We start from the raw sequence: 19,600 nt of genomic DNA, 5'->3' as shown, positions 1-19,600 counted from the left end.
GCCCCGCCGGAATCCCGGCGGGGCTCTATGCTGCGTGGACCTGTGGGGATTTGAACCCCAGACCCCCTCGATGCGAACGAGGTGCGCTACCAGACTGCGCCACAGGCCCTTGCAACGAGTGAAACTTTAGCACCCCGATCGGGGTGCTTGGAAATCCGTTCCCGCTGGACCCGGGGCCGGAGCCGCGCGGGCTACTCGTTGGCGGCCCGTGGCCGCCCGCCCTCCTCGTACTGGTCGAAGAGCGGAGTGTGGCCACGCTCCCGGGCCCGCCGTGCCGAGGCCGCCCGGCGCCGCGCGTCCCCGCGCTCCTCGCCGTCCGCCTTGTCCGCCGCGCCGTCCGCCGCCCGCGACTGCCCCGGCCCGCCCGCGGCCGCCCCGTCCGGGGTGGCGGAGGGCGCGGTGGCGGAGGCCGGCGTCCCGGCGCCGTGCTCGCGCGAGGCCGCGGCGCCCTCCTGCCCCTGCGCCACCGGGCTCGACCGCGCCGAGCTCCAGGCGTCCAGGGCCCCGAGATCCACCTCGGGGGTCGCGCGCGGCGCGACCGGCGCCGTCACGTACGTCGGCAACGGAACCGGCACCGGGTCCCAGCTCTCCCCGTGCCCGGGCCGCCGCTGCCGCTCCCGCTGCTGGTCGACCCACTCGGCGTGGTCGGTCTGCTCCACCAGCGCCCGCCGGTCCGCGGCCAGCGCCGACAGCCCGGCGTCGCTCTCCGGTTCGTGCCCCTCCCCGGGCTCGTCGGCCTCGGTCCCGGCCTCCGCGTGCCGACGCGGCTGCCGCGTCCGCTCACGGAGCCGCTGCGCCGCGGCCTCCGCCTGACGCCGGTCCATCTGGTAGGCGAACCGACGCCGCTCCTGCGCCCGCAGATACACGATGTACCCGCTGAGCAGCACGGCGGGCACACCCGGCGCCCACAGGAAGGCGAGACCCCCGACGGCGGCGACGACCGCGCCGAGCGTGAAGGCCAGGAAGAGCATGATGGTGGTGCGCCTGCGGCGCGCCAGCACCTTGGTACGGCGGGCGCGTGCCGCGGCCGCCTCCGCACCGGGTGCGCGGCGGGCCGCGGGGACCGGCTTGCGCGGGGGCGGGGAGGCGGGGACGTCCGCCCGGGCCGGGGCGGTACCGACGGTCCGGGCCCCGGACGCCGGTGCCGCTCCGGGCGACGCCTGCGCGACGACGCCCGTCTCCGAGCGGGTCGGGGGCACGGCGAAGGCCCGGACGTCCACCGAGTCGGTGACCGCGTCCGGGTCGTCGAAGCCGGGCTCCCCCTCGTCGGTGGAGCGCGCCCGCAGGTCCTTGGCGTACCGGCGCTCCATGCCCGCCCGTCCGGACAGCAGCCGGATGGCTGTGCTGAAGCGTTCCGTCGGACGGGCCTCGTTCAGCTCGTCCTGCCTACGGAGCCACATCGGCACCAAGTAGGCGGCCCAGGCCCCGACGATGACTGCGTAGATGAGGCCGCTGCTGCTCACGCCTCACACGGTAGAGGGGTTTGCGTGAGGCCATCTGCCAATTGAGCCGGTGTGTCGCACGATCTGGCTGATATTTCGAGCTTTTTTTGTGACCGATGCGATCAGCGGGCTGGCGTGCCCGCGAATTCAATGCTCTCGGACCGGTCACCAACCGATCATTTTCGAACACGTATTCAATTTCGGGGTCAGGTGGGATTCCCCGGGGCGTTGTGCGAGTTCCGCGGCAGGTCCCGCGCGTTCCCCGGGGTGTTCCGGGTGCGGCGCCAGCGGGACAGCAGCCCCTCGGGGACTTCCTCGGCCGTGAGCGCGAAGACGAGATGGTCCCGCCAGGCGCCGTCGATGTGGAGATAACGGGGTCTGAGGCCCTCCTCGCGGAATCCGAGTTTCTCCACCACCCGGCGGCTGGGCGCGTTCTCCGGGCGAATGCAGACCTCGATGCGGTGGAGGCCGACGGTCCGGAAACAGTGGTCCACGGCGAGAGCGACGGCCGTGGGCATCACGCCGCGGCCGGCCACCGACTGGTCCACCCAGTAGCCGACGTGCCCCGAGCACATGGAGCCCCAGGTGATGCCGGCGACCGTCAACTGCCCGACGAGCCGCCCCTGGTACTCGATGACGAACGGCAGCATGCGGCCGGCGTTCGCCTCGGACCGCAGATGGCGGACCATCTGGCGGTACGTCGGCCGGTGCGTGATCGGCCCGCTTGGCGTGGGCGGCGGGATGGTCGCCTCCCAGGGGCGCAGCCAGTCGCGGTTGCGCCGGTTGACCTCGCGCCAGGCCCGCTGGTCGCGCAGCCTTATCGGCCGGAGGACGACATCGCCCTCCACCAGTTCGACGGGCCAGGAAGGGCTGTTCAGCTCGCACCCCCACCGGAGGGTCCGGGGTGGTCACCGCCGCGGAGCTGGTCGACGGCGTGGACCAGCAGGGGTTCCAGCACGGCCAGCCCGTCGCGCACCCCGCCCGACGAACCGGGCAGGTTGACGATCAGCGTCCCGCGCGCCACGCCGGCCAGGCCCCGGGAGAGCGCGGCGGTGGGCACCTTGTCCCGGCCGTACGCCCGGATCGCCTCGGCGATGCCCGGCACCTCGTGGTCGAGCACGGCGCGTGTGGCCTCCGGGGTGCGGTCGGTGGGCGAGATGCCGGTGCCGCCGGTGGTGACGATCACGTCGTACCCGGCGTCCACGCCCGCCCGCAGCGCTGCCTCGACCGGCTGCCCGTCCGGGACCACCTGCGGGCCGTCGACGGCGAACCCGAGGCCCTTGAGGCCGTCCGCGACCAGCGGGCCGCCCTTGTCCTCGTAGACCCCGGCTGCGGCCCGGTTGGAGGCGGTGATCACCAGGGCGGCGTACGGCGTGACGAGCGCGTCGCCGAGCCCCGCGCCGGCGGTCACGACCTGCTCCAGTCGCCCGACTTGCCGCCCGTCTTCTCCTCCACCCGTACGTCTGTGATGACCGCTCCCTTGTCGACCGCCTTGACCATGTCGACCACGGTGAGCGCGGCGACGGAGACCGCGGTGAGCGCCTCCATCTCGACACCCGTGCGGTCCGTCGTGCGCACCGTGGCGTGGATCTCCACGGCGTCGTCCGCGACCGACAGGTCCAGTGTCACACCCGACAGCGACAAGGGGTGGCACAGCGGGATCAGGTCCGGCGTCCGCTTGGCGCCCATGATCCCCGCGATCCGCGCGGTGGCGAGCGCGTCGCCCTTGGGGACCCCTTCTCCGCGCAGCAGCTCGATCACCCGGGGCGAGACGAGGACCCGTCCGCTCGCGCGCGCGGTGCGCGCGGTGACGTCCTTGTCCGAGACGTCGACCATGCGGGCGGCGCCCGCGTCGTCGAGGTGCGTCAGGTGGTCCTGCGCAGGCGGTCCGGGGGTCGCCCCCCGGGAAGGCACGGTCATGGTGTGGCGCTCCCGGTCCGGGCCCGTAGCAGTGCGGCGCACGGACCTGTTGTGCGCGACACGGTACCGCCAACCCGGGGCGGTCAGCCGAGCAGGACCACCTCGACCTCTGCGCCCGGTTCGACGGACTCCGTGTCCTCCGGTACGACGATCAGCGCATCGGCGTGGGCGAGGGCGGCGACCAAGTGGGAGCCGGCCCCGCCGACCGGGGTCACCCGGCCGTCGGCGTAGCCGGCGCGCAGGAACTGCCGGCGACCCTTCGGCGAGCTGAGGGCCTTGTCGGCCGTCAGGGTCGCCCGGGTCCGCGGGCGCTGCACGTCGGGCAGCCCCATGAGGGTCCGGATCGCGGGCCGGACGAACAGCTCGAAGGAGACGTACGACGAGACCGGGTTGCCGGGGAGGGCCAGCAGCGGGATGTGGTCGGGGCCGATGGAGCCGAAGCCCTGCGGCTTGCCGGGCTGCATCGCGAGCTTGCGGAACTCGATGCCGCTGCCCGGCTCGTCCTCGTCGCCGACGTGCGACAGTGCCTCCTTGACGACGTCGTACGCCCCGACGCTCACTCCGCCCGTGGTGACCATCAGGTCGGCGCGGACGAGCTGGTCCTCGATGGTGGTGCGCAGGGTCTCGACGTCGTCGGCGACGGCGCCCACCCGGTAGGCGATGGCTCCGGCGTCGCGGGCGGCAGCGGTGAGGGCGAAGCTGTTGGAGTCATGGATCTGGCCGCTGCCCAGTTCCTCGCCGGGCTGGACGAGTTCACTGCCGGTGGAGAGCACCACCACGCGCGGGCGCGGGCGCACCCGTACGGTGCCGCGGCCGATCGCGGCGAGCAGCGCGATCTGCGGCGGGCCGAGGACGGTGCCCGCGTCCAGGGCGCGGTCGCCGGCCTTCACGTCGCTCCCCTTGTCGCGCACGTGCGCGCGTGCCTCGGCCGGCCGGTGCACGCGCACCTGCCCGGAGGCGTCCTCGGGGCCGAGGCCGCGGGACCGCATGCCGGTGACGGGGCCCTCGCCGAGGCCGCCGTCGGTCCACTCCACGGGCACCACCGTCTCCGCGCCGGGGGGCAGCGGGGCGCCCGTCATGATGCGGGCGGCCTGGCCCGGCCCCACGGTCACGAGCTCCGCCTGGCCCGCGGCGACGTCCCCGACGACCTCCAGGACCGCCGGGAACTCCGCGCTCGCGCCCGCGACATCGGCGACCCGTACCGCGTACCCGTCCATGGAGCTGTTGTCGAACGGCGGCAGGGAGACCGGCACCGTGACGTCCTCGACCAGGACGCAGCCCTGGGCGTCGAGGAGTTGCAGCTCGATGGGTTCGAGGGGGCGGACGGTCTCGAGGATGTCCTCCAGGTGCTCGTCCACCGACCACAGGTGGTCCTGGCCGGTGGCGCGGGGCGCGGCGGTGCTCACGTGGCTACATCTCCTCGGTGACGTAACGGCGAAGCCAGGTCCGGAAGTCCGGGCCCAGGTCCTCACGTTCGCACGCGAGTCGGACAATGGCACGCAGGTAGTCGCCGCGGTCCCCGGTGTCATAGCGGCGGCCCTTGAAGACGACGCCGTGCACCGGGCCGCCCACCTTCTCGTCGGCGGCGAGCTGCTGGAGGGCGTCGGTGATCTGGATCTCACCGCCGCGGCCGGGCTCGGTCTCGCGCAGGACGCCGAAGATACGGGGGTCGAGGACGTAGCGGCCGATGATGGCGTAGTTCGAGGGGGCGTCGGCGGCGTCCGGCTTCTCGACCAGGTCGCTCACCTTCACCACGTCGGCGTCGACGGTGGCCTCGACGGCGGCGCAGCCGTAGAGGTGGATCTGCTCGGGAGCCACCTCCATGAGCGCGATCACACTGCCGCCGTGCCGCTCCTGCACCTCGATCATGCGCTGCAGGAGGGGGTCGCGCGGGTCGATGAGGTCGTCGCCGAGGAGCACCGCGAAGGGCTCGTCGCCGACGTGGGGAGCCGCGCACAGGACGGCGTGACCGAGGCCCCTGGGGTCGCCCTGGCGCACGTAGTGCATGGTCGCGAGGTCGCTCGACTCCTGGACCTTGGCCAGCCGCGCGGCGTCGCCCTTCTTGCCCAGAGCCGACTCGAGCTCGTAGTTGCGGTCGAAGTGGTCCTCGAGCGGGCGCTTGTTGCGGCCGGTGATCATGAGGACATCGTCGAGACCGGCCGCGACGGCCTCCTCGACCACGTACTGGATCGCCGGTTTGTCGACCACCGGCAGCATCTCCTTGGGAGTGGCCTTGGTGGCCGGCAGGAACCGGGTGCCGAGGCCCGCTGCGGGGATGACAGCCTTGCTGATCCGTGGGTGCGCCTGAGTCATGCTCGCCACCATATCCGGTGACTTTGCAGGGAATCAGCGGCTCCGGTCAGTACGCACTCATATGAGCACTTTGATCGCGGAACGGAAGCGACGCATGAGTCACCTCGGACACACGAGCGAGCCTGACAAGCGCACATTGCGCCGAGAACTCCTGGCGGCGAGGAACAGGTTGCCTGCAGGTGACGTGCAGGGGTCCGGGGCCGCACTGGCGGCGAACGCCCTCGAACTGGCGGAGCTGGCGCACGCGCGCACGGTGGCGGCGTACGTCTCCGTGGGCGCTGAGCCGGGAACCCGCGCGCTCCTCGACGCGCTGCGCGCGCGGGGCGTGCGCGTCCTGCTCCCGGTGCTGCTGCCCGACAACGACCTCGACTGGGGTGTCTACGCCGGGGAGGGCTCTCTCGCGCGCGTGCAACACGGCGGCAGGATGGCGCTCTTCGAGCCCGCGGGCGAGCGGCTCGGGCCGGACGCGGTGACGGGCGCGGACGCGGTGCTGCTTCCGGGGCTCGCGGTGGACGCGCGCGGGATGCGGCTGGGCCGCGGCGGTGGCTCCTACGACCGCGTCCTTGCGCGCCTGGAGCGCGCGGGGGGCCGTCCGGCGCTGGTGGTGCTGCTGTACGACGCGGAGGTCCTGCCCCGTGTCCCCGCCGAACCGCACGACCGGCCCGTGCACGCGGTGGTGACGCCGTCGGGAGTGCGCCGCTTCCCGCGCCCCGGAAGCTGAGGCCCCGGACGTCCGAAGGGCCCTCCACGCGCGCGTGGAGGGCCCTTCGGGCTTCGTCGTCAGCCGGTCACGGCTTCAGGACGAGGGTGTCGTCCGTGTGCGCGTCGACCGCCTGCCTCGTGAACGACCAGTCGAGCAGCTCGCCCTTGGCCCACTTGTTCGTCTGGTCGGTGTAGTGGGCGTTGTAGGCGTGCCCGGAGGCGCCGCTGAGGTTGATCCACTTCGACTTGTCGAAGTCGTCGAGGTTGACCACCATCCGCATCGACGGCACCCAGACGACGCCGTAGCCGCCGGCGGCGTTCCAGCCGGTCGCGTTGACCGTGGCCTCGCCGCCGCCGAGCTCCCAGGGGCCGCGGTTGAGGGCGTACTGGAGGAAGCCGGGGCCGCTGGTGCCCAGGGTCTGGTTCTTCAGGAACAGCCGGTGCAGCCGGCCCCAGCTCCAGCTGTCGATGTCCTTGCCGAGCTTGGCGGTCAGCTCCCAGCGGGCGTCGATCATGGCGCGCTTGAACAGGCCGTCACGGTCGTCGGCGCCGGGGCGGGTGCCCGACTTGGGGGTCGTCCACCACTCGCTGTCCTCGTCGTCCATGAGGGTGCGCACCACCTCGAACCAGCGGTCGCCGCCGTCCGGCTGGGCCTGGTCCGCGTCGCGCTGGCCGCACTCGCGCACCCGCCGGTCGTCGTCCACGGGGCCGGTGGTGTCGACCGGCTCGACCCACAGGCACTGGCCCTGGACGCGCAGTTCCTTGGGCAGCTTGTTGCCGAAGGCGAGCTTGAGGACGTTGCGCCAGACCGAGTTGAAGTAGGCGGCGGCCGCCGAGTCGGCGTCCTGGGTGTAGTCCCAGCCTTCGAGGAGCTTCTGGGCGTCGCGCACGTCCTTGTCGCCGACGTCGATCTTCAGCAGCTGCGGGACGAGCAGCTTGGCGATCTCGCTGCTGCCGTCCATCTGCATCTGCCGCATGTCCTCGGTGGAGACCTTGCCGCCACCCTTGAGCTTCGACTCGAGCAGATCGGTGATCCGCTGGCTCCGGGTGCCGTAGCCCCAGTCCGTGGTCAGCGTGTACGGGTAGTCCTCGCCGACGACGGCCTGGTTGGCGGTGACGACGTAACCGCGGTCCGGGTCGTACTCGTGGGGCAGCTCGTCCTGCTCGACGTAGCCGGTCCAGCGGTACTTGGAGTCCCAGCCCGGCGCCGGGATCCAGCCGTCGTGGCCCTTGGCGCGCGTGGGGATCCTCCCCGGCAGCGTGTAGCCGATGTGGTTCTCGGTGTCGGCGTAGACGAGGTTCTGCGAGGGCACCTCGAACAGGGCCGAGGCGGCGCGGAAGTCGTCCCAGTCGGCCGCCTTGTTCATCGCGAAGACGGCGTCCATGGTGTTGCCCGGCTCCAGCGCGGTCCAGCGCAGCGAGATGCCGTAGCCGTCGCCCCGGTCGGGGGCCGCGGTGTCGACGGTGGCCTTGCGGCCGACCTTCACGAGCTCGTCGGCGCGGTCGGACAGCAGGGGTCCGCTGTTGGTCTCGCGGACCACGATCCTCTTGGGGGTGCCGCCGGCGACCTCGATGGTCTCCTCGTACGTGGTGAACGGCTTGACCTTGCCGTCGTAGAGGTAGCCGTCGCCGGTGAGCTTCTCCAGGTAGAGGTCGGTGACGTCGACCCCGGAGTTGGTCATGCCCCAGGAGATATCCTGGTTGTGACCGATTATCACGCCGGGCATGCCCGCGAAGGTGTAGCCGGAGACGTCGTACTGGCACTTGTCGGAGACCGCGCGGCAGTGCAGGCCCATCTGGTACCAGACGGACGGCAGCGACGCCGACAGATGCGGGTCGTTGGCGAGCAGCGGCTTGCCGGTGATGGTGTGCTCGCCACCGACGACCCACGAGTTGGAGCCGATGCCGTTGCCGTTCACGCCGACGGCCTCGGGCAGGTCCTCCAGCTCGTCGTAGAGGCCCGCGAGCTGGCTCTGGAGCCCCTCGGAGCCCGTGGACGAGGAGGGGTCCGCCGAGGAGTCCGCGGAGCCCTCCGCGTCACCCGTGGAGCCGTCGCCCGTGGAGCCGTCGTCCGCGCCCTCCGTGGAACTCCCGCCCGCGCCGCCGTCGAACGTCTCGGTGACGTCGTCGTACCGGCCCTGCTGGACCACGACGCGGTTGCGGTCGTACGGGTACTGCGGGTACAGGTCCTCGACCTGCTGCGGGCCGAGACGGCTGGTCATCAGGGAGCGGTCGATCTCGTCCTGCATGTTGCCGCGCAGGTCCCAGGCCATCGCCTTCAGCCACGCCACGGAGTCGACCGGGGTCCACTTCCCGGGCTTGTACTCGTTGCTGAAGCCCAGCGCCGCGTACTCCAGGGAGATGTCCTCGGCGTCCTTGCCCGCCAGATAGGCGTTGACTCCCTTGGCGTACGCCTGGAGGTACTTCTTGGTGGCGTCGGACAGCTTGGTGTCGTACTCCTTCTGCGCGGTCCGCTGCCAGCCCAGCGTGCGCAGGAACTCGTCGTTCTCGACCTGGCTGCCGCCGAACATCTCCGACAGGCGCCCGGAGGTCATGTGCCGGCGGACGTCCATCTCGTAGAACCGGTCCTGCGCCTGGACGTAGCCCTGCGCCATGAACAGGTCGTCGTCGGAGGAGGCGTAGATCTGCGGGATGCCGTTGCCGTCGCGCTTGACGTCGACGGGGCCGGTCAGGCCCTGCAGTGTGATCGAGCCCTTGGTCTGCGGGAAGGAGGCACGCACGGTGCTGATCGACCAGTACGCGCCGTAGGCCACGCCGCCGATGACGGCCAGCACCAGGACAAGTACGAACAGTCGGGCTTTTCGCCCCTTCTTCCTGCCGGACTTGCCGGGCTGTCGACCCGTTGAGGCGGTGGTGTTGGGGGGCATCGCTGTCCTTGCTGTCCTAACGCGAGCGGCAGGCGGTACTGGAGTGCTGGAGCAACCATAGGCGCAGGGCCCGGCGGCCCTTGACGCGGAGTGGGGAACCGGCACGGACTGACGTTCGATCATGCCCCGGCGAGCGTCAAGGAATCGTCAAGAGTTAGGTAAGGTAACGAAGTAACCGCCTCAGGGGAAGGACCTGGCCGCTGAACATCCACGACCTCAACGAACTCCTGCTCGTCTGCTCGCTCGTCCTGCTCGTCGCCGTGGCCGCGGTCCGGATCTCCTCGCGCAGCGGGCTCCCCAGCCTGCTCGTGTACCTGGGCATCGGCGTCCTCATGGGCCAGGACGGGATCGGCGACATCCACTTCAACAACGCCGAGCTGACCCAGGTCATCGGGTACGCGGCCCTGGTCGTGATCCTGGCCGAGGGCGGTCTGGGCACGAAGTGGAAGGAGATCAAGCCCGCCCTGCCCGCCGCCACCGCGCTGGCGCTTGCCGGGGTCGCGGCGAGCGTCGGGATCACCGCGACGGCGGCGCACCACCTGGTCGGGCTGGAATGGCGGCAGGCACTCATCATCGGGGCGGTGGTCTCCTCGACCGACGCGGCGGCGGTCTTCTCGGTGCTGCGGAAGATCCCCCTGCCCTCGCGCGTGACGGGCACACTGGAGGCCGAGTCCGGCTTCAACGACGCCCCCGTCGTGATCCTGGTCGTCTCGTTCTCCACGGCCGGACCGTTCGAGCACTGGTACGTGCTGGTCGGCAAGATAGTGCTGGAACTCGCCATCGGCGCCGCCATCGGCATCGCGGTGGGCTGGCTCGGCTCCTGGGGGCTGCGGCACGTGGCCCTGCCCGCCTCCGGCCTGTACCCGATCGCCGTGATGGCGATCGCGGTCGCCGCCTACGCCGCCGGCGCGCTGGCGCACGGCAGCGGCTTCCTCGCCGTCTACCTCGCCGCGATGGTGATGGGCAACGCGCGCCTGCCGCACTGGCCGGCCACGCGGGGGTTCGCCGAAGGGCTCGGCTGGATCGCCCAGATCGGGATGTTCGTCCTGCTCGGTCTCCTGGTCACCCCGCACGAACTGGGCGACGACATCCTGCCCGCGCTGCTCATCGGGCTGGTGCTCACCATGGTGGCGCGCCCGCTCAGCGTCGTGCTCTGCCTGGTGCCGTTCCGGGTGCCCTGGCAGGAGCAGGCGCTCATGTCCTGGGCCGGGCTGCGCGGCGCCGTGCCCATCATCCTCGCCACCATCCCCATGGTGAACGGCGTGGACGGCAGCCGCCGCATCTTCAACATCGTCTTCGTGCTGGTCGTCGTCTACACCCTGCTCCAGGGACCGACACTGCCGTGGCTGGCCCGCACCCTGCATCTGCGCGACGGCTCCGAGGCCGCCGCCGACCTGGGCATCGAGTCCGCGCCCCTGGAGCAGCTGCGCGGGCACCTGCTCTCGGTCAGCATTCCGCGCGGGTCGAAGATGCACGGCGTCGAGATCAACGAGCTGCGACTGCCCGCCGGGGCCGCGGTCACCCTGGTCGTGCGCGAGGGCACGTCGTTCGTGCCGCTGCCGACGACCGTGCTGCGCCGGGGCGACGAACTGCTCGTGGTCGCCACCGACCCGGTCCGCGACGCTGCCGAACGGCGACTGCGCGCGGTCGGACGCGGCGGCAAGCTGGCCGGATGGCTGGGCACGAACGGGACGACGTGATCGCAGGTCGAGGACGCCGGTGGTGCTCGCTTTCACAGGCGCACCAGCACTTCACCCCTGTACGATGCAGGCGTCACCCAGATCGAACCAACTCTGCCTGACGCAGAGCTGGCGCGACCGTATGGCGGCCGGAGACGCGCTTCGACGCGAGGGCACCGGTATCTACCGCAGTCAGCGCAAGAGGACAGCTCTCGGCGCCCCGGCCCACCACGACAGGGTCGCGCTACCAGGCGGCAGAAAGGCAAGGGCCGTGGCATCCACGGTCACCTCGTCGAAGTCCTCCCGCCCCGGCTACGGGCAACTGCTGCGCACGCGCGGCGTCTGGACGTTCCTGCTTCCCGGCTTCGCGGCCCGCCAGCCGTTCGCGATGCTGACGATCTCCATCGTGCTGCTGGTGCAGCACACCACCGGCTCGTACGGCGTGGCAGGCGCCGCCGCGGCCGTCACCGGCGTCTCCATGGCGTTGTCCGCGCCCTGGGCCGGACGCCTCGCCGACCGCTTCGGGCAGCGTGCCGTACTGCTCCCCGGCGTGCTGGTGCACACCTTGGCGGGCCTCACCCTGACGGCACTCGCACTGGCGGACGCCCCCCTGTGGGCGCTGTTCGCGGCGGCCGTGCCCACCGGCGCCTCGGTCCCGCAGATCGGGCCCATGGTGCGAGCACGCTGGGGCGTGAAGCTCCAGGGCTCCCCCCTGATGCCCACGGCGGCGGCGTTCGAGTCCGTCACCGACGAGCTGACCTTCGTGGTCGGCCCGCTGCTGGCCACGGCCCTGTGCACCACCGTCGACCCGGCGGCCGGCCTGGTGACCGAGGCCGCGCTCACTTTGGTGGGCGGCCTGCTGTTCGCCGCGCAGAAACGCACGCAGCCGAAGGTCGGCGGCGACGGGCACGCGCGCGTGGAGCACGCCTCGGCACTGCGCGTCCCCGGGGTGCGGGTGCTGGCCGTCGCGTTCCTCGGCATCGGCACCGTCTTCGGCGGCATGCAGGTGTCGCTGGCCGCGTTCACCGAGTCGATCGGCGAGCCCGGCCTCAACGGCGTCCTGTACGGAACCTTCGCCGCGGGCAACATGCTGTCCGGCATCGTGTGCGGCGCCATCGCCTGGAAGGTGGCCCCTCGGCGCCGCCTGCTCGTCGGTTACGGGGCCCTCGCCCTGGCCGCCGCCGGGCTGTGGGCGGCACAGTCGGTGCTGCTGCTCGCCGCGCTCGGCCTGCTCGTCGGCATCTGCATCGCGCCCACCCTGATCACCGGCTACACCCTCGTGGAGAACCTGGTCCCGGCCGGGGCGCGCACCGAGGCCTTCACCTGGCTGACCGGCGCGGTGGCACTCGGTCAGGCGGGCGCCGTCACGGTCGCCGGACAACTGGAGGACCGCTTCTGGGGCGGCGCCGGATTCCTGGTCCCGACGGGCGGCACGGTGCTCGCGCTGGCGGTCCTGGTGGCACTGCGCTCACGGCTGGCGCCGCCGCGCGTAACCAGAGTGGTCACGCGCGGCGCAGGCCATCGCGAACCTGCCGCGATCGGTGAGATGTGACGTGAGTATGAATTTCCCCGAGGAATACGTCACTGTGACTCCGTCGCCAACGCGACTTCTCACTCGGGCAAGTGCCCTCATGACGGTCAAGCCCTGACCACTGCCCCTGGGCAGGTGATGTACGTTACTTCATTCGCTTGCGGCACGGGTTACTATTGACGACTGTTAGCACTCATCGAGTGAGAGTGCCAGGAGGAAGACAGTGCCGACCTACCAGTACCAGTGCACCGAGTGCGGCCAGGGCCTCGAGGCCGTGCAGAAGTTCACTGACGACGCCCTGACCGTGTGCCCGAACTGCCAGGGACGCCTGAAGAAGGTGTTCTCCGCGGTCGGCATTGTCTTCAAGGGCTCCGGTTTCTACCGGAACGACAGCCGCGGCTCCTCGTCGAGCAGCTCGCCGGCGTCGACCGGATCGTCCTCGACGTCTTCTTCCTCGACGACGTCCTCCTCGTCGTCCTCCACGTCCTCGGACTCGAAGGCGTCGAGCACCGGAAGCTCGTCGAGCACCACCGCCGCCTGAGGCGCGCACACGCTCACGGGACCCCGCCGCTCACGGGCCGGCGGGGTCCTCGGTCTTTCCGGCACCCCTTCCTGCCGCCCCGCCCCCGCCCGCTACTGTGCCGGTCATGGCGAACGCAGAGATCGGTGTAATCGGCGGCTCAGGCTTCTACTCGTTCCTCGACGACGTGACCGAGGTCCAGGTGGACACGCCGTACGGGGCCCCCAGCGACTCCCTCTTCCTCGGTGAGATCGCCGGCCGGCGGGTCGCCTTCCTGCCCCGCCACGGCCGCGGCCACCATCTCCCGCCGCACCGGATCAACTACCGGGCCAATCTCTGGGCGCTGCGGTCGGTCGGCGTGCGCCAGGTGCTCGGCCCCTGCGCGGTGGGCGGGCTGCGCCCCGAGTACGGGCCGGGCACGCTGCTCGTCCCGGACCAGGTCGTCGATCGCACGAAGTCCCGGGCGTCGTCCTACTTCGACGGACTGCCGCTGCCCGACGGCACCGTGCCGAACGTGGTGCACGTGTCGCTGGCCGACCCCTACTGCCCCGCCGGACGGTCGGCCGCCCTGAAGGCCGCGCGCGGACGCGACTGGGAGCCGGTGGACGGCGGTGCGCTCGTGGTGATCGAGGGGCCCCGGTTCTCCACCCGCGCCGAATCGCTGTGGCACCAGGCGCAGGGCTGGTCCGTGGTCGGCATGACGGGGCACCCCGAGGCGGCGCTCGCCCGCGAACTGGAGCTCTGCTACACCTCGCTCAACCTGGTCACCGACCTCGACGCGGGCGCGGAGACCGGTGAGGGCGTCTCGCACGACGAGGTGCTGCGGGTGTTCGCGGCGAACGTGGACCGGTTGCGCGGGGTGCTCTTCGACGCGGTGGCCGCGCTGCCCTCGGCCGAGCAGCGGGACTGCCTGTGCGTCAACGCGCTGGGCGGGATGGATCCGGGGTTCACCCTGCCGTAGGTGCGGGTGCGGCGAGGGCTCGGAACCTCCCGTTCGGGTGAGGGAGTTTTCCACAACTCGCCGGTGGTGCACCGGCCTCGGCGGGCGACGGCGCGAAGCCTCATCGTGGGCGGCAACCGATCCGTCGTCCCAGGTGGTGGTCCCCGTGTCCTTCGCTCCACCCTCCGAACCGAGCGCCGCGCACCCGTCCGTGCGGCCCATGGCGAACCCGTCCGCGCACCCGACCGTGCGACCCACCGCGCGCCCCTTCGTGCGACCGCACCCCTCCGCGCACTCCGCGTCACACCCGTCCCTACGGCCCCCCGAGCAGCCCTCCGAGCAGCCCTCCGACCCGGCATGCGGCCCGCTCCCGCCTCGCGCGCCGGCCACGGACGCGCCCCCGACCTGCGAGGTGCCGCACTTCCCGCCCGTTCGTGTACGCGGCGGGCGCTACCGGATGCACCGGTTCCTACGGCATCGGCGTCGGGCCCTGGCCTTCGGGCTCGCGCTCACCGCCGCCGCCCTCGTGGCCGCCGGACCGCGGGCCCCGGCCGGCACCGGGCAGGACGAACGGACCCGTGGGCACCCCGTGGCCGACCGGGCGCCGGAGCGCGGGACCGTGGAGCGGGTGTCCGCGCCCGTGCGGATCGCCGACGCGGCGGCGGTGGGACTGCTGCGCCCCGGCGACCGGGTCGACGTGCTCGCCACCGAGGAGACGGCGCCAGGTCGCGCCGCCGAGGCGGTCGCGCGCGGGGCGCTGGTGACGGAGGTGCCCGAGCCGCTGGAGGGCGACGCCATCGGCGGGGCACTGGTCGTGCTGTCCGTGCCGCGTGCCACCGCGGCCCGGCTGGCGGGCGCGAGCGCCACGGCCCGGCTGGCGGTGACCCTGTGCTGAACGGCGTCCCGCGCGGGGTGCGCGCACCGTTGTCGGGTCACTCCTCGGGGCAGACGGACTGGACAGGGCCGCCCGGCCCTGCCGTAGGTTGCGGAACTGTTTGTTCCACAAGCTGTCCATGTGATGAGGAGGGGCCCCGAGGTGAGCGAGCAGAAGGAACCGGGCGTCTGGCAGGGCTTCAAGGCCTTCCTGACGCGCGGGAACGTCGTCGATCTGGCGGTCGCGGTGGTCATCGGTGCCGCCTTCACCAACATCGTCAACTCGGTGGTGAAGGGCGTCATCAACCCGCTGGTCGGAGCGATCGGCACCAAGAATCTCGACAGCTACAGCTCCTGCCTCAAGGACCCGTGCAGGGTGGGACCGGACGGGTCGGTCACCAGCGGGATCGTGATCCAGTGGGGCTCCGTCCTGGGTGCGACGCTGAGCTTCGTGATCACCGCGGCGGTGGTCTACTTCCTGATGGTGCTGCCGATGGCGAAGTACCTGGCACGGCAGGAGGCGCGCAGGAAGGCGCGGGAGGGCACACACGAGATCATCGAGGTGTCCGAGCTCGAAGTGCTCAAGGAGATCCGCGACGCGCTGGTGGCCCAGGGCGGGCAGCGCGGCTCGGACCGCACCGAGCGGTAGCGGAGGCGGTACTCCGCGCTCCGGGGGCACTGCGGGCGGCTCGCGGGCCGAGGGCCCCGCGACCGGCTCAGAGGTGGTGGGGCGGCTTCTCGTCGAGGAAGCGCCTCAGGTCGTCGACAGCGTCGCCTCCGCCACGCGGCCGGTCGCCCCACCCACGGTCCGTGTCGTCCGAGGACTGCTCGTCCAGCGGGTCGCCGAAGATCAGCGCTGCCATGGGCTTCCGCGGCTCGGGGGCGGGGGAGGTACTCATGCCTCCAGGGTACGGGGCGGTGTCCGAGGGGCGCCGGGGCGCCTGGTTCGCCAGGCCCCGTGGAGATTTTCAGGCCGGCATCTGCTGTGCTTGGAATCATGACGTCCAGTTCGACTCCGCCCCCCGCCTCCTCCGGCACGCCGGCCTCCGAGAGGCCGCTGCGCCGGCTCATCGCCCGCAGTCGCGACGAGATACACCGCGTCGCCTCCCCGCTGGAACTCTTCTTCGACCTGTGTTTCGTGGTGGCGGTGGCACAAGCCGGACTGCAGCTGGTGCACGCCGTCGCCGAGGGGCATGCCGGCGAGGGCATCCTGAACTACGCCATGGTGTTCTTCGCCATCTGGTGGGCCTGGATGAACTTCACCTGGTTCGCCTCGGCCTACGACAACGACGACGCCCTGTACCGCGCGGTCACCCTGCTGCAGATCGCCGGTGTCCTGCTGCTCGCCGCCGGGGTCCCGCGGGCCTTCGAGAACCACGACTTCTCACTCGTGCTGGTCGGCTACGTGGTGATGCGGGTGGCCATGGCATCCCAGTGGCTGCGGGCGGCGAGATCCGCCCAGGGCGCGGAGCGCACGGCGGCGCTGCGCTACGCGGGTGGCGTGCTCCTCTGCCAGATCGGCTGGCTGGCCCTGGCACTTCTGCCGAAGTCCGCTCTGCCCTGGCTGTTTCTGGTGATGGTGGTCGCCGAGCTGGCGGTGCCGCTCTACGCGGAGCAGGCCAAGCCGACCACATGGCATCCCCGCCACATCGCCGAACGGTACGGGCTGTTCACGATCATCGTGCTCGGCGAGACGATCGCCGCGGCCACGATCGCCGTGAAGACGGGCGCGGACGAGAACGACAGGTTCGGCGAACTGCTGCCGATCGCGGCGGGCGGACTGCTGATCGTGTTCTCCGCCTGGTGGATCTACTTCGTGGCTCCGGTCCACGGACGGCTGCGATCCAACCGCCAGTCGTTCGTCTGGGGTTACGGCCACTATCTGATCTTCGCCTCGGCTGCCGCGATCGGCGCGGGCCTGGAGGTGGCGGTCGAGCAGGCGGTCGGCAAGGCGCACATCTCCACACTGTCCGCGTCGGCCGCGGTGACGCTGCCGACGGCGCTGTTCCTGCTCACCGTCTGGGTACTGCACGCGGGCCACTTCAAGGTGGGCATCGCCCAGCAGCTCGTCCTCCCGACGGCCGCGCTGCTGGTGATCTGCTGCACGTTCCTGGGCCACTGGGCGGTCCTCGCGGCCGGGATCGTGGCGGGGCTGTCCGTGGCGGTCGGGGAGATCCTGACGGCCCGCCGGGCCACCGGGGAGCGCGAGGCGGGGACGGGCACACCGGCCGCCTGACCGGCCGTCCGACTGCGGCAGCGCCCGCTCCGGGTCCGGCGGCGGGCTCCGGGGACGGGCGCCGCCGGGGCAGGAGACTGGTCTCCATGACAGTTGATGCTCTGACGGACGTGACCGGCCTGCGAGTGGGACACGCGACGCGCACCGGCGACGGCCGGCTCACCGGCACCACGGTCGTCCTCGCACCCGAGGGCGGCGCCACCGCCGCGGTGGACGTGCGCGGCGGCGGCCCCGGCACCAAGGAGACCGACGCGCTCGACCCGCGCAACGTGGTGCAGAAGGCCGAGGCGGTCGTCCTGACCGGCGGCAGCGCCTACGGCCTCGACTCGGCGTCCGGAGTGATGGCCTGGCTGGAGGAGAGGGGGCGCGGGGTGCGTGTCGGGCCGGACCCGGCGCACGTCGTGCCGGTGGTACCCGCGGCGTGCGTGTTCGACCTGGGGCGGGGCGGCGACTTCCGGGCCAGGCCGGACGCCGCGCTGGGCAGGGCCGCCGTGGAGGCCGCCGCGGCGAGCGAGATCGGCGCGGCGGTGCGGGAGGGCTCCGTGGGCGCGGGTACGGGGGCCGTGGCCGGGGTGGTGAAGGGCGGGGTCGGCACCGCGAGCGTCGTCCTGGAGTCCGGGATCACGGTGGCCGCGCTGGTGGTGGCCAACGCGGCGGGGTCGGTCGTGGATCCGGAGACGGGGGTGCTGTACGGGGAGTTGTTCCAGGGGCGGGTGAACTACCCGGAGGCGAGGGTGCACGAGGCGGCCCGCGCGCGGCTGGCCGAGAGCGCGGCGCGCAACGCGCCACCCCCGCTGAACACCACGCTCGCGGTGGTGGCCACGGACGCGGATCTGTCGAAGGCGCAGGCCCAGAAGCTGGCGGGAACGGCGCACGACGGCATCGCGCGCGCGGTGCGCCCGGTGCATCTGCTGCACGACGGCGACACGGTCTTCGCGCTGGCGACCGGTGCGCGCGCGCTCGACCTCGCGCAGCCGCTGGCGCTGAACGAGATCCTGGCGGCGGGCGCGGACTTGGTGACCCGGGCGATCGTGCGGGCGGTGCGGGCGGCAGAGCCGGTGACGACGGAGGGCGGCAGCTGGCCCTCCTACTCGGAGCTGTACGGCAGGAGTTGAGTGTTCCGCGCGGGCTGCGATTGTCCCGGTTCTGTCACGTGATGACGCTTCTTCCGGGTGGAGGGAACCCGACCGGCCCCCGGTCCACTCTTTCTCCACGCATCGGAGCGGATCACCCACTTCACACGAACCTGGAGCAGACCGTGACTACGCCGGACATAGCAATACGGCGCACGACGGCGGCCACCGCCGCCCTGGTGGCCGGCGCGCTCGCCCTCACCGCCTGCACGGGCAGCGCCAAGGCCGACAACGACGGCAAGGACGGCGACGGCGGGACGAAGGCCCCGGCGGCGCGGATCGTCATCTCGGCCGAGGACGGTTCGAGCGGCGCGTCGATCAACTCGACCGGCGTCGAGGTCAGCGGCGGGAAGCTGACCGAGGTGCGGATGACGGTGGCCGACACCGGCCGGGCGGTGCCGGGGACGGTCTCCGCGGACGGTGGCAGCTGGAAGCCGAAGGAGCAGCTGGAGCGCGGCACCAAGTACGAGATCGCGGCGACCGCGAAGGGCTCGGACGGCAGGTCCGTCGCCGCGGACTCCACCTTCACGACGGTGACGAAGGCCAACAGCTTCATCGGGACGTACACGCCGGACGACGGGACGACGGTCGGGGTCGGGATGCCCGTGTCCTTCAGGTTCGACAAGGCGATCAGCGACAGGAAGGCCGTGCAGTCGCGCATCACGGTCACGTCGAGCAGCGGGCAGAAGGTCGTCGGGCACTGGTTCGGGGAGCAGCGCCTCGACTTCCGGCCGGAGGAGTACTGGAAGGCCGGCTCCAAGGTCACCATGAAGATCGACCTGGACGGGGTGGAGGGCGCGAACGGCGTCCACGGCGTGCAGAAGAAGACGGTCACCTTCACGATCGGGCGCTCGCAGGTCTCCACGGTGGACGCGAAGACGCAGACGATGACGGTGGTGCGCGACGGCAGGACGGTCCGGACGATCCCGATCTCGGCGGGCAGCCCGGAGTTCACCACGTACAACGGACAGATGGTGATCTCCGAGAAGCTGGCGGAGACACGGATGGACAGCCGCACGGTCGACCTCGCCGACGCCTACGACATCCCGGACGTGCCGCACGCGATGCGGCTGACCACGTCCGGCACGTTCATCCACGGCAACTACTGGTACAAGCCGTCCGACCCGCCCTTCGGCCGGTACGGCTCCAGCCACGGCTGCGTCGGGCTCCAGGACGTGCAGGGCGGGCAGGGCGACACCCCGGCCAAGTGGTTCTACGAGAACTCCGCCCTCGGGGACGTCGTGATCGTCAAGAACTCCGCGGACTCCACGGTGGCGCCGGACAACGGCCTCAACGGCTGGAACATGGCGTGGAGCGAGTGGACCGCCGGGAGTTCCGCCTGACCACCGCGACGGCACCGCGCGGCGCGACGGGGGCCGCAACCGTACGCAGCCTGTTCATCAGCGGTCTTTGACGGAGTGTC

Annotated in this window: 18 protein-coding genes and 1 tRNA gene; 10 read left to right on the top strand and 9 right to left on the bottom strand. The window is 71.8% G+C overall.

The features are described 5' to 3' along the window. Positions 1–35 precede the first annotated feature (35 nt). From ACWCPM_RS20545 to galU, 7 genes are all read right to left on the bottom strand, one after another. Positions 36–109 (bottom strand) — tRNA-Ala (locus tag ACWCPM_RS20545). An 82-nt stretch (positions 110–191) separates the two neighbouring features. Further along, positions 192–1,463 carry a divisome protein SepX/GlpR gene (sepX, locus tag ACWCPM_RS20540; RefSeq protein WP_450977639.1) on the bottom strand — a complete coding sequence of 424 codons (1,272 nt, stop codon included), beginning with the start codon at positions 1,461–1,463 and terminating at the stop codon, positions 192–194. Positions 1,464–1,648: 185 nt separating this feature from the next. After that, the gene (locus ACWCPM_RS20535) at positions 1,649–2,320 is read right to left on the bottom strand and encodes a GNAT family N-acetyltransferase (RefSeq protein WP_450977676.1); all 672 of its coding nucleotides are present in this window, start codon (positions 2,318–2,320) and stop codon (positions 1,649–1,651) included. Then, positions 2,317–2,853 (bottom strand): MogA/MoaB family molybdenum cofactor biosynthesis protein, encoded by a 537-nt coding sequence (locus tag ACWCPM_RS20530; RefSeq protein ID WP_450977638.1) that lies wholly within the window; start codon positions 2,851–2,853, stop codon positions 2,317–2,319. Before ACWCPM_RS20530 ends, ACWCPM_RS20535 begins: the two co-directional genes overlap by 4 nt. Beyond that, the gene (gene moaC, locus ACWCPM_RS20525; protein ID WP_450977637.1) at positions 2,850–3,362 is read right to left on the bottom strand and encodes a cyclic pyranopterin monophosphate synthase MoaC; all 513 of its coding nucleotides are present in this window, start codon (positions 3,360–3,362) and stop codon (positions 2,850–2,852) included. The genes ACWCPM_RS20530 and moaC overlap by 4 nt, the downstream gene beginning before the upstream one ends. Positions 3,363–3,445: 83 nt before the next feature. Further along, positions 3,446–4,768 (bottom strand): molybdotransferase-like divisome protein Glp, encoded by a 1,323-nt coding sequence (glp, locus tag ACWCPM_RS20520; protein WP_450977636.1) that lies wholly within the window; start codon positions 4,766–4,768, stop codon positions 3,446–3,448. Positions 4,769–4,772: 4 nt separating this feature from the next. Continuing rightward, positions 4,773–5,675, bottom strand: a complete 903-nt coding sequence (gene galU / locus ACWCPM_RS20515; protein WP_450977635.1) for a UTP--glucose-1-phosphate uridylyltransferase GalU — start codon at positions 5,673–5,675, stop codon at positions 4,773–4,775. A 94-nt stretch (positions 5,676–5,769) separates the two neighbouring features. Here galU and ACWCPM_RS20510 point away from each other — a divergent pair, with 94 nt between their 5' ends. After that, positions 5,770–6,396: a 5-formyltetrahydrofolate cyclo-ligase gene (locus ACWCPM_RS20510; RefSeq protein WP_450977634.1), complete on the top strand. Its 627-nt coding sequence runs from the start codon at positions 5,770–5,772 to the stop codon at positions 6,394–6,396. Positions 6,397–6,463: 67 nt separating this feature from the next. On the opposite strand, the gene ACWCPM_RS20505 is transcribed toward ACWCPM_RS20510, so the two are convergent. Then, complete coding sequence (locus ACWCPM_RS20505) at positions 6,464–9,265, bottom strand: penicillin acylase family protein (protein WP_450977633.1); 2,802 nt, start codon at positions 9,263–9,265, stop codon at positions 6,464–6,466. Between the two features lie 200 nt (positions 9,266–9,465). Here ACWCPM_RS20505 and ACWCPM_RS20500 point away from each other — a divergent pair, with 200 nt between their 5' ends. The 6 genes from ACWCPM_RS20500 to mscL all read left to right on the top strand — a co-directional run bounded on the left by ACWCPM_RS20500 (position 9,466) and on the right by mscL (position 15,457). Next, positions 9,466–10,965, top strand: coding sequence for a potassium/proton antiporter (locus ACWCPM_RS20500; protein WP_450977675.1), 1,500 nt, complete (start codon positions 9,466–9,468; stop codon positions 10,963–10,965). Positions 10,966–11,215: 250 nt separating this feature from the next. Continuing rightward, positions 11,216–12,496 carry an MFS transporter gene (locus tag ACWCPM_RS20495; RefSeq protein WP_450977632.1) on the top strand — a complete coding sequence of 427 codons (1,281 nt, stop codon included), beginning with the start codon at positions 11,216–11,218 and terminating at the stop codon, positions 12,494–12,496. 202 nt (positions 12,497–12,698) lie between these two features. Continuing rightward, positions 12,699–13,016: an FmdB family zinc ribbon protein gene (locus ACWCPM_RS20490; RefSeq protein WP_450977631.1), complete on the top strand. Its 318-nt coding sequence runs from the start codon at positions 12,699–12,701 to the stop codon at positions 13,014–13,016. Positions 13,017–13,122: 106 nt separating this feature from the next. Further along, positions 13,123–13,956 carry an S-methyl-5'-thioadenosine phosphorylase gene (locus ACWCPM_RS20485; protein ID WP_450977630.1) on the top strand — a complete coding sequence of 278 codons (834 nt, stop codon included), beginning with the start codon at positions 13,123–13,125 and terminating at the stop codon, positions 13,954–13,956. A gap of 436 nt (positions 13,957–14,392) precedes the next feature. Then, positions 14,393–14,830 carry a hypothetical protein gene (locus ACWCPM_RS20480; protein WP_450977629.1) on the top strand — a complete coding sequence of 146 codons (438 nt, stop codon included), beginning with the start codon at positions 14,393–14,395 and terminating at the stop codon, positions 14,828–14,830. A 141-nt stretch (positions 14,831–14,971) separates the two neighbouring features. Then, positions 14,972–15,457: a large conductance mechanosensitive channel protein MscL gene (gene mscL, locus ACWCPM_RS20475; RefSeq protein WP_450977628.1), complete on the top strand. Its 486-nt coding sequence runs from the start codon at positions 14,972–14,974 to the stop codon at positions 15,455–15,457. 67 nt (positions 15,458–15,524) lie between these two features. On the opposite strand, the gene ACWCPM_RS20470 is transcribed toward mscL, so the two are convergent. Then, positions 15,525–15,707 carry a hypothetical protein gene (locus tag ACWCPM_RS20470; protein ID WP_450977627.1) on the bottom strand — a complete coding sequence of 61 codons (183 nt, stop codon included), beginning with the start codon at positions 15,705–15,707 and terminating at the stop codon, positions 15,525–15,527. Between the two features lie 98 nt (positions 15,708–15,805). Between ACWCPM_RS20470 and ACWCPM_RS20465 the strand changes: the two genes are divergently transcribed. From ACWCPM_RS20465 to ACWCPM_RS20455, 3 genes are all read left to right on the top strand, one after another. After that, a complete protein-coding gene (locus tag ACWCPM_RS20465; protein ID WP_450977626.1) occupies positions 15,806–17,044 on the top strand; it encodes a low temperature requirement protein A in 1,239 nt (412 codons plus the stop codon). An 86-nt stretch (positions 17,045–17,130) separates the two neighbouring features. Next, positions 17,131–18,159 carry a P1 family peptidase gene (locus ACWCPM_RS20460; RefSeq protein WP_450977625.1) on the top strand — a complete coding sequence of 343 codons (1,029 nt, stop codon included), beginning with the start codon at positions 17,131–17,133 and terminating at the stop codon, positions 18,157–18,159. Positions 18,160–18,302: 143 nt separating this feature from the next. Continuing rightward, the gene (locus ACWCPM_RS20455; protein ID WP_450977624.1) at positions 18,303–19,520 is read left to right on the top strand and encodes a L,D-transpeptidase; all 1,218 of its coding nucleotides are present in this window, start codon (positions 18,303–18,305) and stop codon (positions 19,518–19,520) included. Positions 19,521–19,600 lie beyond the last annotated feature (80 nt).

The sequence above is a fragment of the Streptomyces sp. NPDC002309 genome (genome assembly GCF_053593375.1).
The sequence above is the reverse complement of the archived record's forward strand: the minus strand, read 5'-3'. Positions and strand labels throughout refer to the sequence as shown.